Raw genomic sequence first — 12,460 nt, 5'->3', positions numbered from 1 at the left:
GTTTCGTCAAGTAGTTAAAATATCACATAAGATTTTTCCTTCTTTAAAAAACCTTTTTAGAGTAAAAAAGAATAAAAAATCAACATAATAATTACAACAAAAAATAACCTGACAAAAACAATCATTAACCAAACCCAAAAACAAGAGTATGAAAAATGCACTCTCAAAAAACCCTAAGAATTTAAGGTTGCAGACAGTACTTGAAAAAAGCATAAAGGCAACACTGTTTTCATTGTTGTCCGTGACTTTTCAAATTACGACCGCAGCTCCTTCAAAAGAAATCTCATTAAACAAAACCAGCTTACTAGCCTTTCAAAAAATGGTGAAAGGTAAAGTTGTAGACGATAAAGGAATTCCAATTCCTGGTGTAAATGTTATCATAAAAGGATCTAAGACTGGTGTTCAGACCGATATCGATGGAAGCTTTGCTATTGAAGTACCCAATGCCAATACAATTTTAGTATTTTCTTTCTTAGGAATGCAGGATCAGGAACTCCCTGCTGGAAATGGCACAGTGAAAGTAGTCATGAAAGAAGCCGGACAACAAATGGATGAAGTTGTTGTGGTAGGATACAGTAAAGTAAAAAAAGAGAGCTTAACCGGATCTTTGCAAACTTTAGACAATAAAAAATTATTGGATGTTACCACTCCTAACGTCGAAAACTTACTGGCAGGAAAAGCAACCGGAGTTTTTGTAAGTACAAGCGGTGGTCAGCCTGGAGGTCCGTCAAAAGTAGTTATCAGAGGTAGAAGTACCGTAAATGGAAGCACCGACCCTCTTTGGGTAGTAGACGGTGTTATAGTTGGAAACAGTTCTCCAACGATGAACCCTTCTGATATCGAAACTTTAACCGTTCTTAAAGATGCAGCTTCTACGGCAGTTTATGGCTCACAAGGTGCCAATGGTGTAGTTGTAGTAACTACGAAAAGTGGTAAAGCAGGTAAGGCAACCATCAACTTCTCTGCAAAAACAGCTTTGGCTACCATAAATTCAGGGAATTTTAAAATCATGAACGGATCTGAATTGTATGACTTATACGATTCTTTCCCAAACAAACAAATTTTTCAAAATGCTTCATGGTGGACTCCTGAATTAAGAAACAAAAACTACGATTGGTGGAAAAATGCTACTCAAACCGGTATTGCTCAGGATTACAACCTGTCAATCAGTGGTGGCGGTGATAACTTTAAAAGTTATGTTTCCTTAGGAGTTTATGATGAAACAGGTGCTATCATTGGCTATGATTACAAAAGATATAATGGTTTGATGAAATTTGAATACAAACCAAATACCTGGTTAACTATAAGACCACAAATAAACTTAACAAAAGAAACAACTTACGACAAACAGCATTCTGTTGGAGATATCTATCGTAATCTTCCATGGGATAGCCCTTATTTGCCAGACGGAACGTTGGTAGGAAATGCACCAAACCCAACCTGGGTAAACACCACCGGATCAAACTACCTGTATGATTTACAATGGAATTTTTCTGAATCTGAAGATTATAATGTACGTTCAAATCTTGACTTCGATGTCAAATTCACCAAATGGTTGACTTTTGCATCGGTAAACAACTATATTTTTGGTAATGCAAATTCAACTTCATATTCTGATCCGCGATCTTCATCAGGATTAGCTGTGAAAGGTAGAATTACGGATAACTTCAGTACGTTTAACAGAATTTATACCAACCAGTTATTAAAATTCAACACCAAAATTGACAAGCACGACATCAACGCGATTGCCGGTTATGAGTGGAATGAATACAGCTCGAAATACAGTAATGCTACTGCTACAGGATTACCTCCGGGAATCATTGTAACAGATCCGGCTGCAAAACCTGAAAAAGTAGAAGGAAACAGATCCGAGTGGGCGGTACAATCTTTACTGTCAAACGTTAACTATTCTTATGACAACAGGTATTTAGCGCAATTCTCTTTCCGTCGTGACGGAGCCTCTAACTTTGGAAAAAATGCCCAATATGGTAATTTCTTCTCCATCAGTGGTGGATGGAATATTCACAATGAAGCTTTCTTTAAAGTAAACTGGATCAACAACTTAAAACTAAGAGCCAGTTATGGTTCAGTTGGAAATCGTCCAAACAGTTTATACGGACACCTGCCATTATATTCTTTCTCACAAAGTTACGACGAGAATCCGGGAGCTCTTATTTCGCAATTGGCTAATCCTGATTTAAGCTGGGAGAAAACATTTACTACTGGTGTAGGTTTAGATTTAAGAATTTTCGACAGAGTAAACATTACATTTGATTACTACAATAAAAATACATCCGACTTATTGTATTACGTACCACTTCCGGGAGTTATTGGTGTAACTGGTATCTGGAGAAACGTTGGAGCTGTAAACAATAGAGGTTTTGAGACTTCTATCAATGTAGATATCATTAAAACCGAAAACCTAAGATGGTCATTTGATGCTAACATAGGCGTAAACAAAAACAAAGTAACGGCACTTTACGGTGATCGTCAGGAAATTATTGTAGGAGACGGTAGTGGTGCTGCAGGATCTGCTTCAAAATTACTAAAACCTGGTACTGATGTAGACAGCTGGTACTTAACAGAATGGGCTGGTGTTGACCCTGCAAACGGAAAACCACAATGGTTTACTACTAATGCTTCCGGAGAACGTGTAAAAACAAATGATTATGCGGATGCTTCAAAAAACCGAAAAACAATCGGAACTTATACTCCGGACTTTTTTGGAGGATTCTCTACCAGTTTAAACTATAGAAACTTTGATTTTGCAGCTGTTTTCAGCTACTCTGTTGGAGGACAAATTTACAACTACGCCCGATCAGAATTTGATTCAGATGGTGCTTATACCGACAGAAATCAAATGAATCTGCATAGCGGATGGAGTCGTTGGGAAAAACCGGGTGATATTGCAACACATCCTCAAGCTATCTATGACAATACCAGTCAATCTAATAAAGCTTCTTCCCGTTATCTTGAAACAGGTACCTACTTAAAAATGAGAAGCCTTTCTTTCGGTTACAACCTACCGCTTAAAAACATAAGCATCGCCAATTTAAGATTATTTGTAGCAGGAGAAAACTTATTCACCATCTCACACTTTTCAGGTGTAAATCCTGAGTTATCGCCAAATTACAACAGTTCAACCGGACAATACGTAATTTCTGGAGTGGCTACACAAGTATATCCGCAAACCAGAAGAATAACTCTTGGACTTAATCTAACACTTTAAAAAGAAACAAAACATGAAAAAGATATTAATATTAGGTATCGCAATTAGTTTACTGTCCTCATGTGAGTTAGACAGAGAGCCATTTGGATCATATACACAAGACAAAATACAACAGGACAAAGAAGCTTCAATCGAAGTTTTACTTAACGGATGTTACGCACAATTAAAAGGCTGGTCGGATGTCATGCACCGTGTAGGGGAATATCCGGGAGACAACATCATGATTAGAGGAACTTCTACTGACTCTTTTTATTCTTTTATCTCCTACCAGCACATTCCTGATAACGGCAGATTATCTACTTTTTGGAACAATGGTTATAAAATCGTTTCACAGTCAAGTGATTTGATCAAAATTATCTCTGAAGGAGAAAGCCCGGCTGTTGATCAGCAATTAGGAGAAGCCTACTATTTAAGAGGTATGATCTATTTTTACCTTTGCCGTACTTACGGAAGACCCTACGCTCAATCACCTGAAACCAATTTAGGTGTGCCAATTGTAAATGGTTTACCAGCAGATGTTGCTAACCTGAGACTTCCGGATCGCTCTACTGTAAAAGCAACTTACGAACAGGCTATCAATGACTTGAAAAAAGCAGAAGCCCTTATGACAGTAGGAAAAGCAGCTACTTATGCAACCAAAGAGGCTGCACAAGCTATGCTTTCAAGAGTATACTTGTACATGAGTGGTACCTATGAAACTCCAAATCAGGAATATGCAACGCTTTCTATTGATTATGCCAAAAAAGTAATCATGAGTGGTAGATACAGCTTACTAAGCCGTGCAAACTTTATGAAATACAACACTTATGCACCCGATTCTGCAGAACAAACTGAAACTATTTTTGCTATAAAAAGAGTTGCTTCAGAATATTCCGGATTTGATCATTATTATGGTATTGGAGGAATGTATGCCAACATTCAGGGACAAGGATGGGGAGAAATGTATGCCAGTGGAGAATACCTCGACTTATTGAGAAAATCAGGACTGAAAAAAGATGCTCGTTGGGCTTTTATTGATCCGCAATATACCAAAGATGCCAGTGGAAATAAAACAGAAGCTTTCCGTTTTGTAACAGATGTTTTCAATGCGGCTGGTACGCAAACCGGATACAATTATGTGCAACAGCCTTTAAAAACAAAAGCTGATGGATCGTACTTTATTACCATTGGAACCACAGATTACAACCTTACCGTTGTAAATGCAGCCGATAACCAATACTCTATCGTATACCAAGGCAAAACCTATACAGGTGAGAAAGACTATATGATGCTTTTAAACCGTGTATATCCAATGTTTTACATCACAAAATGTTCTTTACAAAATAATGATTCACACCTGCACTCGCCTATCATCTCGAGATTAGCAGAAATGTACCTGAACATGGCCGAAGCTTATGCTAAAAAAGGAGATTATACCAATGCTTTAACCAACCTGAACATTATTCGTGAAAGAGCAATTGTTGGCGGAGGATATGCTTCTTTAAACAGCACAAACGCGGTACAGCGTATCGATGAAGAGCGTCAGTTAGAATTGGCTTTTGAAGCACATCGTGGTTACGACGTTTACAGAAACGGTCAAACGATGACACGCCGTTACCCTGGCCCTCATTTACCAATGAATGACGTTCCGGCTACAAGCCCTCGTGTGGTGCAATACATTCCACAATCAGAGATTAATGCTTACCCTGGGACTTTAACACAAAACCCATAGTTTTTTATTTTATTGTTTGTTTTGAAGCCTCTCTAATTTGGTCAATTAGAGAGGCTACTTTAAAAAAGAAGAATACATTTATAATAACTTAATCGCAACAAATGAAAAAAATAGTATACCTGTTTTTTGCTTCTTTTCTAGTTTCGGTTTCCTGCGTTGGCAGCAATGATGATGTAACATCGGAAAATGAAACCATAGAAAATCCAAAGACAACAATTTCTCTGCCTCTTGGTGGAAATGCGTATAGTTCTAAACATTTAGACGGAAAAAATACCATTACCGACAATGGCATCGAAAACTGGACAGATTCCAACGAGTTTTTCACCGCTTATTTCAGAATTTCCAAACCCGGAACCTTTCAAATTACGGTAGAAGAATCTGTCGAAGTGTATGGAAAATCAGAACTGGAATTTTCGATTAATAATGAATCTAAAAAAGTAAACTTCACCACTTCAAAAAAGGCCGTTATCGCAGGAACCTGGAACCTTAAAAAAGAAGGATATATTGCTGTTAAAATAAAAGGAATCAGTAAAACCGGCGATCGTTTCCCGTCTATTAGTCGTCTAACGATTGCAAGTGCTGATTTTGACGGTAAAATCTCCTATGTACCCAACAACGAAGGCGACTTCTATCACTGGGGACGTCGCGGACCTTCTGTACATTTAAACTATCAGACTCCCGAAAACACCAACACCGAGTGGTATTACAATGAAATTACCGTTCCTCAAAACGAAGACAAAATCGGGTCTTATTTTATGGCAAATGGTTTTGGCGAAGGTTACTTCGGAATCCAGGTAAACTCAGCCACAGAAAGAAGAATTTTATTCTCAGTCTGGAGCCCGTTTACAACTGACGATCCCAACAGTATTCCGGAAACTCATAAAATTAAACTGCTGAAAAAAGGCGAAAATGTACACACAGGCGAATTTGGTAACGAAGGCTCAGGAGGACAAAGCTATCTGAAATACAACTGGAAAGCAGGAAACACCTACAAGTTTTTACTTCGAGGACTGCCTGTCGGTAATAACACCACCACATATACCGCTTACTTTTACGCTCCCGAATTGAATAAATGGCTATTGATTGCCAGTTTCAATCGTCCTCAAACCAATACCTATTTGAAAAGATTTCATTCCTTTCTTGAAAATTTCATCCCGGAACAGGGAGATCAGTCCCGTAAAGTCCTGTTCAACAACCAATGGGTTTGTGATGAAAAAGGCAACTGGTCAGAAATTAATTCGGCACGTTTTACAAACGACAATACAGGGGCAAAAGAATACCGAATGGATTTTGCAGGCGGAACGGAAAATGGTTTCTTTTATTTAAAAAACGGAGGTTTTTTTAATGACTATACCACGCCAAAAACTATTTTTACAAAACCATTAACGAATAAAAAACCGGAGATCAATTTTAATACATTACCCTAAAATACCTCACAACAATAATCCCCGATAATCGGATTTTTAGATTATCAATCATTTCAAATCAAAATAATACATTATGAAAACTAGTATTTTAAAATTCATGTTAGCCGCCTGTATTCTGTTTGGAGGAACAAACGCATCGGCACAAATGATTAAAACCAAAACACCTGCCCGTGCAAAAGGTCAAACCGATGTTTTACGTTTGGCAACAACACCACTACCTACCGTTCGTGTTGCCTTTATAGGTCTCGGAATGCGTGGTCCGGGAGCAGTAGAGCGCATGACACATATTCCGGGTGTAGAAATTGTCGCTTTATGCGATATGACACAGGAAAATACTTCTAAAGCAAACGAAACTTTAACCAAAGCCGGTTTTCCTAAAGCTCAGGAATTTTACGGTGACGAAAATGCCTGGAGAAAAGTGACGGCTTTACCAAATGTTGATTTAGTATATGTTGCCACCGATTGGAAACACCATGCTATCATTGGTGTACAAGCGATGAAAGACGGTAAACACGTAGCCATAGAAGTTCCCGGAGCAATGACAATGGAAGAAATCTGGCAGCTTATTGATACTTCTGAAAAAACCCGTAAACACTGTATGCAACTTGAAAACTGTGTATACGATTTCTTCGAACTTACTACCTTAAACATGGCACAGCAAGGTTTATTTGGAGAAATTCTTCATGCCGAAGGATCTTACATTCACGGACTTCAGCCTTTCTGGGGAGAATACTGGAACAACTGGAGAATGGATTACAACATCAAACACCGTGGCGACATTTATGCTACTCACGGTATGGGACCCGCTTGTCAGGCTTTGAACATTCACCGTGGTGACAAAATGAACTTTTTAGTTTCTATGGATACGAAAGCGGTTGGAAATCCGGCATACATCAAAGAAAAATCAGGAAAAGAAATCAAAGATTTCAGAAATGGAGATCACACCATGACCATGATTCGTACGGAAAACGGAAAAACAATCCAAATCCAGCACGATGTTACCTCTCCTCGTCCGTACAGCAGAATGTACCAATTAAGCGGTACAAAAGGTTTTGCTAACAAATACCCGTTAGAAGGATATGCATTAGACGGTAAGGAATTAGGTGATGATGTAAAACCAAATCATGAAAAATTAAGCGCACACTCTTTTGTTCCTGCAGATGTGAAAAAAGCATTAATGGAAAAATACAAACACCCGATTGTAAAAAATATCGAAGAACAGGCTAAAAAAGTGGGCGGTCACGGCGGAATGGATTTCGTAATGGATTACCGTTTGATTTATTGTCTGCAAAAAGGACTTCCGTTAGATATGGACGTTTACGACTTAGCCGAATGGTCTTGTTTAGGTCCATTAACAGAGATTTCTCTTGACAACGGTTCTGCTCCTGTAGAAATTCCGGATTTCACGCGTGGCGGATGGAACAAGTTGAAAAAATTAGAATTTTCAGAATAAAAATTTATTGGTTAGTTAGTAGAAACAAGAGGGCGCGATTTATAGTGCTCTCTTGTTCATTATAGTCAACACTAATTTGAATTAAAGATGAAAAAAATATACCTTACCTTTCTGTTTCTTTCTCTTACCCTTTGCGCAACAGCCCAAGAGAAACAAAGTTTTGCTATTGCCAATGGAAATTTCCTGCTCAACGGAAAATCCATACAAATTCATTCCGGTGAAATGCACTACTCCCGCATTCCACAGCCTTATTGGCGTCATCGCTTAAAGATGATGAAAGCAATGGGTTTAAATGCGGTCGCCACGTATGTATTTTGGAATTATCATGAAACGGCACCCGGAATCTGGGACTTCAAAACCGGAAATAAAAACCTGGCCGAATACATCAAAACAGCTCAGGAAGAGGGTTTATTCGTGATTTTACGCCCGGGGCCGTATGTGTGTGCCGAGTGGGAATTTGGAGGTTATCCCTGGTTTTTACAAAATGTTCCTGATATGGTTATTCGTGGAAACAACAAAGCTTATCTGAGCGCAACTAAAGCCTATTTTACCGAACTGTACAATCAGGTTAAGAATTTACAAATCACCAAAGGAGGTCCGATTATTATGGTTCAGGGGGAGAATGAATTTGGCTCGTATGTCGCACAACGCAAAGATGTTCCTCTTGAAGAACATAAAAAATACAGTGCAGCCGTTTTTCAACAATTGAAAGACATTGGTTTCGAAGTTCCATTTTTTACTTCAGACGGAAGCTGGTTATTTGAAGGCGGAGCTTTACCGGGTGCTCTCCCAACGGCAAATGGAGAAAGCGATATTACAAAACTAAAAAACGTGGTCAACCAATTCAATAACGGGCAAGGTCCGTATATGGTTGCTGAATTTTATCCGGGCTGGCTGGATCATTGGGCTGAACCTTTCCCAACACAAACTCCTCAGGAAACTGTTGACCAAACACAAAAATATTTAGACCATCAGGTTTCATTCAACTACTATATGGTGCATGGCGGGACTAACTTCGGTTTTACTTCCGGAGCCAATTACGACAAAGAGCATGACATTCAGCCCGACATGACTTCTTACGATTATGATGCTCCCATTAGCGAGGCAGGTTGGGCAACCCCAAAATATAATGCGTTAAGAGCCATCCTCAAAACCAATGAAACTCCACCTGTTCCGGCAAAAATGCCCGTGATCACTATTCCGAACATAGCACTAACAAAAGCTATTGACTTAGCCGATTTAAAGTCTAAAATCCCTCCTGTAACGGCAGACAATCCTTTAACTTTTGAACAGCTCAATCAGGGAGACGGTTATGTTTGGTACAGCAAAAGATTTACACAGCCTATTAGCGGGAAACTGGAACTAAAAGGCTTACGTGATTATGCCATAGTGTATGTCAACGGGAAAAAAATAGCCGAATTGAACCGATACTATAAAAAATACGATTGCGAAATTGAAGTCCCGTTTAACGCGACACTAGATATTCTGGTAGAAAATATGGGGCGTATTAACTATGGTTCTCAAATTAATGCCAATAATAAAGGAATTATTAGCCCTGTAATAATCAATGGCGAAACCATTACCGGAAACTGGAAAATGTACAAATTACCAATGGCTCAGGAACCGGATGTAACGGCTTATAAAAACTCAGGAAAAACCGACCGCCCTACGGTATATCAGGGAACTTTTAACCTGAGTAAAACCGGAGACACCTTCCTGGACATGCGCGACTGGGGCAAAGGAATTGTTTTTGTAAACGGAATCAACATTGGGCGTTACTGGAGCGTTGGTCCACAACAAACACTATATGTTCCGGGTTGCTGGCTTAAAAAAGGTAAAAACACCATTCAGATTTTCGAACAAAAAAACGGAAAAATTCAGAAGGAGGTAAAAACAATTAGCACTCCGATTTTAGAAGATTTAAAACCCGAAAACGGACAATAATACCAGAAAACATTAGAGTAAAATAGAAATAAAATTGATATAAAATTCTCTGTCAAAAAAAATCCCAAACTCCAACAAAAATTGGAATTTGGGATTTAAAATTTTAAAATATTGGATTTTAAATTACTTCCAGTTAAAAGTAATTTTCTTTTCAATTTCAGGGTTCAGACTTAAAAACACCGGACATGTCATTGCAGCGCGTTCCAAAATGGTTTTGCTTTTCTCATCGGCATCCCCTTTCATTTCAAAAGCAATTTCGATGGCTCCAATACGTCTCGGTTCTGCATTCATAATCTTCGTTACTTCGGCAGTTGAATCGACTAAATTTACATTCAGGTCACGGGCTTTAATTCCCATAATCGTCATCATACAACTTGCTAAAGCATTGGCAACAGTATCTGTGGGAGAAAAAGCTTCTCCTTTTCCGTTATTGTCTACAGGCGCATCCGAAATGATTTCACTTCCGGATTGCACATGGATTGATTTTGTTCTTAAATCGCCTAAATAGGTTACTTTTGATGTCATTAATTTGCTACTTTTAAAGTTAAATCATTATCGTAATATAAGATGTAAACACCTTTGTTGGCGTGTCCTCCATCCTCTTTTTTGTAAAATTGAAATTTGTTGTCAACCTGTTCAGTTGTCATTAAATCGGCTGTTTCCTGATAGGTTTTTCCCTGAACCAAACGCATCATGGTATCAAAAGTAACATCAAATCCTCTTGTAGCATAGGTATTTGGATTTACTTTATTTTTCAATCGGTACTCTTTTTCAAAAATCAAAACAGACTGTTCATCACTATCACGGGTAACGGACGGATACATCAATTTCAGCTTAATTAAACTGTCAAAACTAATCTCATCCGAATCCAGTGTATTGTTTGGCTCTAAAACAACCAACTGTATCTGACAGGTTTTTTGAGCATCTGTCAAAGCTTTTATAGTCGTTCTAACCATTGCTGTATTGGCCGATTCCATAACTACATAGTTCATTCTGTTAGGCAATAACAAACTTTTTAAATTGGCCACATCCAGAGCTCCGGTTTCAGTCAGATTAGCAAACACAACTCCTTTTTGGTTTTGTTTGATATAACTGATCACTGATTCTTTCTTTTTGTCTACAACTGCAACGATGTTTCCATTCTTCCCTCTCATATAATCAAAAACGGCATTTCGCACCACATCGTTTGATGGAATCGTCTGATACAAATTATCAATTGGGTTGGCTTTGTCTTTTGATAATGGAGAAATCACAGGAATATTATACAAACGCAATGTATTAGCAGTAGATTCGGCATTACTTTGATAAAAAGGTCCCACTACAGCATTGGCATCCTGCAATTTATTCTGAGCCATTAAACCTGAAACATTAGAACTATTTTTTGTCTCCTGAGAATCATAAATTGCAACATCGATTGGCAGCTTTAAAGTTCTTGCTGAATCGATTGCCATTAAAGCTCCCGAATAAAAATCAAGTGTCATGTTCAGGAATTTATCACTCTTAATTCGACTGGCTGCACTGATAGTATCCCCCTGCATTTTCGCTAAATTGAATGGCAATAATAAAACTAATTTCTTACGTTCGTTCTCCCCTCTTTTTTTAGTCAGTTCCACCACTTCCGGATTAGCGGAAACAGTTTCAGATTTTACCTTATCTACCACTTTAATGCCTCCCGTATTTTCAACTGGCTTTTCAATGGTCTTTTCAATCGTTTTTTCAACTTCTTTTTCAGCAGGCTGTTGGTGTACGATAATTGGTGTTGGTGCCACGTATCCAGCCGGAACTTTTAAAACCATTCCCTCTTTTACACCTTCGGAAAGGGCCGGATTCAATGCTGTTAATTCTTCCTGAGTAATATGAAAAGTATGTGTTAAACTATAAAAAGTTTCTTTTGGTTTCACCTGATACTCCATATAAGAAGTTGCTTTTTTCGAAGTTTCCACTGCTTTTTTTGTTTCAGCCGGTTTTACAACAGCAGCCACAGGCGGAGCAGAAGTTTCTACTTTAGGAGCAGTTCCTTTTATTGTCAGACGATACCCAACCGGTAAGTTGGAAACAATTGGAGGATTTCGCTTTTCTAATTCGTCAACAGTCATTCCATATTGTTTTGCAATTGAAAATTTAGTTTCTTTTGCTACCACATCATGGTAAACATACTTTTCCGGTGCTGCCGACTTCGGTTTCGCTGAAGTTGAAACAGTTGTTTTCACCGCACCTCCTTTTGACGGAATCTCAAGAGTTTGTCCAATCTGCAAACCATCTTTCACCAAAAAAGGATTAGCTGCTTTTAAAGCTTCATCCGTAACATTATATTTTTTCTCAATTCCAAACAAAGTTTCTTTTGGCTGTACTTCATGTGTAATCGTTTTTCCTGAATTTGAACTTTTCACCGGAGCAACATCATTTTTAACTGCTGTTTTAGCACCGCTTGTCGGAATCAATAAAACGGTATTGGGTTTTACTCCATTTCTGGCATCCGGATTTAGGGAATAAATATCATAAGGCGTAACCTTAAATTTAACAGCAATCTGGTTAATAGTTTCTCCGCTTGAAACCGTATATTTAACCACCTTTTCTTGTGAAAATGCGGAACTGGTTGCAAAAAAAATCAGAGACAATAATGTTGAATAATATTTCATAATAAAGCTTAAAACAATTTAATTCCTAATTCAAAAACAAGTTACAAAATTCTCTGT

General features: G+C 38.2%; 7 protein-coding genes. 5 read left to right on the top strand and 2 right to left on the bottom strand.

The window, feature by feature from the left end; translation table 11 throughout:
- Positions 1–148 precede the first annotated feature (148 nt).
- The 5 genes from C245_RS0114490 (at position 149) to C245_RS0114470 (ending at position 9,764) form a co-directional block, all read left to right on the top strand.
- Complete coding sequence (locus tag C245_RS0114490; RefSeq protein ID WP_017497326.1) at positions 149–3,229, top strand: TonB-dependent receptor; 3,081 nt, start codon at positions 149–151, stop codon at positions 3,227–3,229.
- A gap of 13 nt (positions 3,230–3,242) precedes the next feature.
- Positions 3,243–4,940, top strand: coding sequence for a RagB/SusD family nutrient uptake outer membrane protein (locus tag C245_RS0114485; protein WP_017497325.1), 1,698 nt, complete (start codon positions 3,243–3,245; stop codon positions 4,938–4,940).
- A gap of 101 nt (positions 4,941–5,041) precedes the next feature.
- Positions 5,042–6,367: a DUF3472 domain-containing protein gene (locus C245_RS0114480; RefSeq protein ID WP_017497324.1), complete on the top strand. Its 1,326-nt coding sequence runs from the start codon at positions 5,042–5,044 to the stop codon at positions 6,365–6,367.
- Positions 6,368–6,464: 97 nt separating this feature from the next.
- Positions 6,465–7,820 carry a Gfo/Idh/MocA family protein gene (locus C245_RS0114475; protein ID WP_198288053.1) on the top strand — a complete coding sequence of 452 codons (1,356 nt, stop codon included), beginning with the start codon at positions 6,465–6,467 and terminating at the stop codon, positions 7,818–7,820.
- Positions 7,821–7,907: 87 nt separating this feature from the next.
- Positions 7,908–9,764 (top strand): beta-galactosidase family protein, encoded by a 1,857-nt coding sequence (locus tag C245_RS0114470; RefSeq protein WP_017497322.1) that lies wholly within the window; start codon positions 7,908–7,910, stop codon positions 9,762–9,764.
- Positions 9,765–9,887: 123 nt separating this feature from the next.
- On the opposite strand, the gene C245_RS0114465 is transcribed toward C245_RS0114470, so the two are convergent.
- Complete coding sequence (locus C245_RS0114465) at positions 9,888–10,289, bottom strand: OsmC family protein (protein ID WP_017497321.1); 402 nt, start codon at positions 10,287–10,289, stop codon at positions 9,888–9,890.
- A complete protein-coding gene (locus tag C245_RS0114460; protein WP_017497320.1) occupies positions 10,289–12,403 on the bottom strand; it encodes a LysM peptidoglycan-binding domain-containing protein in 2,115 nt (704 codons plus the stop codon). Before C245_RS0114460 ends, C245_RS0114465 begins: the two co-directional genes overlap by 1 nt.
- Positions 12,404–12,460 lie beyond the last annotated feature (57 nt).

Source organism: Flavobacterium sp. WG21, assembly GCF_000335775.1.
Taxonomy (GTDB): Bacteria; Bacteroidota; Bacteroidia; order Flavobacteriales; family Flavobacteriaceae; genus Flavobacterium; species Flavobacterium tructae.
Note: the sequence above shows the minus strand (reverse complement) of the source record. Positions and strands in the feature narration are given on the sequence as shown.

Bases quoted from the DNA above. Each gene is read 5' to 3' on its own strand.
- C245_RS0114490 (WP_017497326.1), top strand. From the start codon at position 149: ATGAAAAATGCACTCTCAAAAAACCCTAAGAATTTAAGGTTGCAGACA.
- C245_RS0114485 (WP_017497325.1), top strand. From the start codon at position 3,243: ATGAAAAAGATATTAATATTAGGTATCGCAATTAGTTTACTGTCCTCA.
- C245_RS0114480 (WP_017497324.1), top strand. From the start codon at position 5,042: ATGAAAAAAATAGTATACCTGTTTTTTGCTTCTTTTCTAGTTTCGGTT.
- C245_RS0114475 (WP_198288053.1), top strand. From the start codon at position 6,465: ATGTTAGCCGCCTGTATTCTGTTTGGAGGAACAAACGCATCGGCACAA.
- C245_RS0114470 (WP_017497322.1), top strand. From the start codon at position 7,908: ATGAAAAAAATATACCTTACCTTTCTGTTTCTTTCTCTTACCCTTTGC.
- C245_RS0114465 (WP_017497321.1), bottom strand. From the start codon at position 10,289: ATGACATCAAAAGTAACCTATTTAGGCGATTTAAGAACAAAATCAATC.
- C245_RS0114460 (WP_017497320.1), bottom strand. From the start codon at position 12,403: ATGAAATATTATTCAACATTATTGTCTCTGATTTTTTTTGCAACCAGT.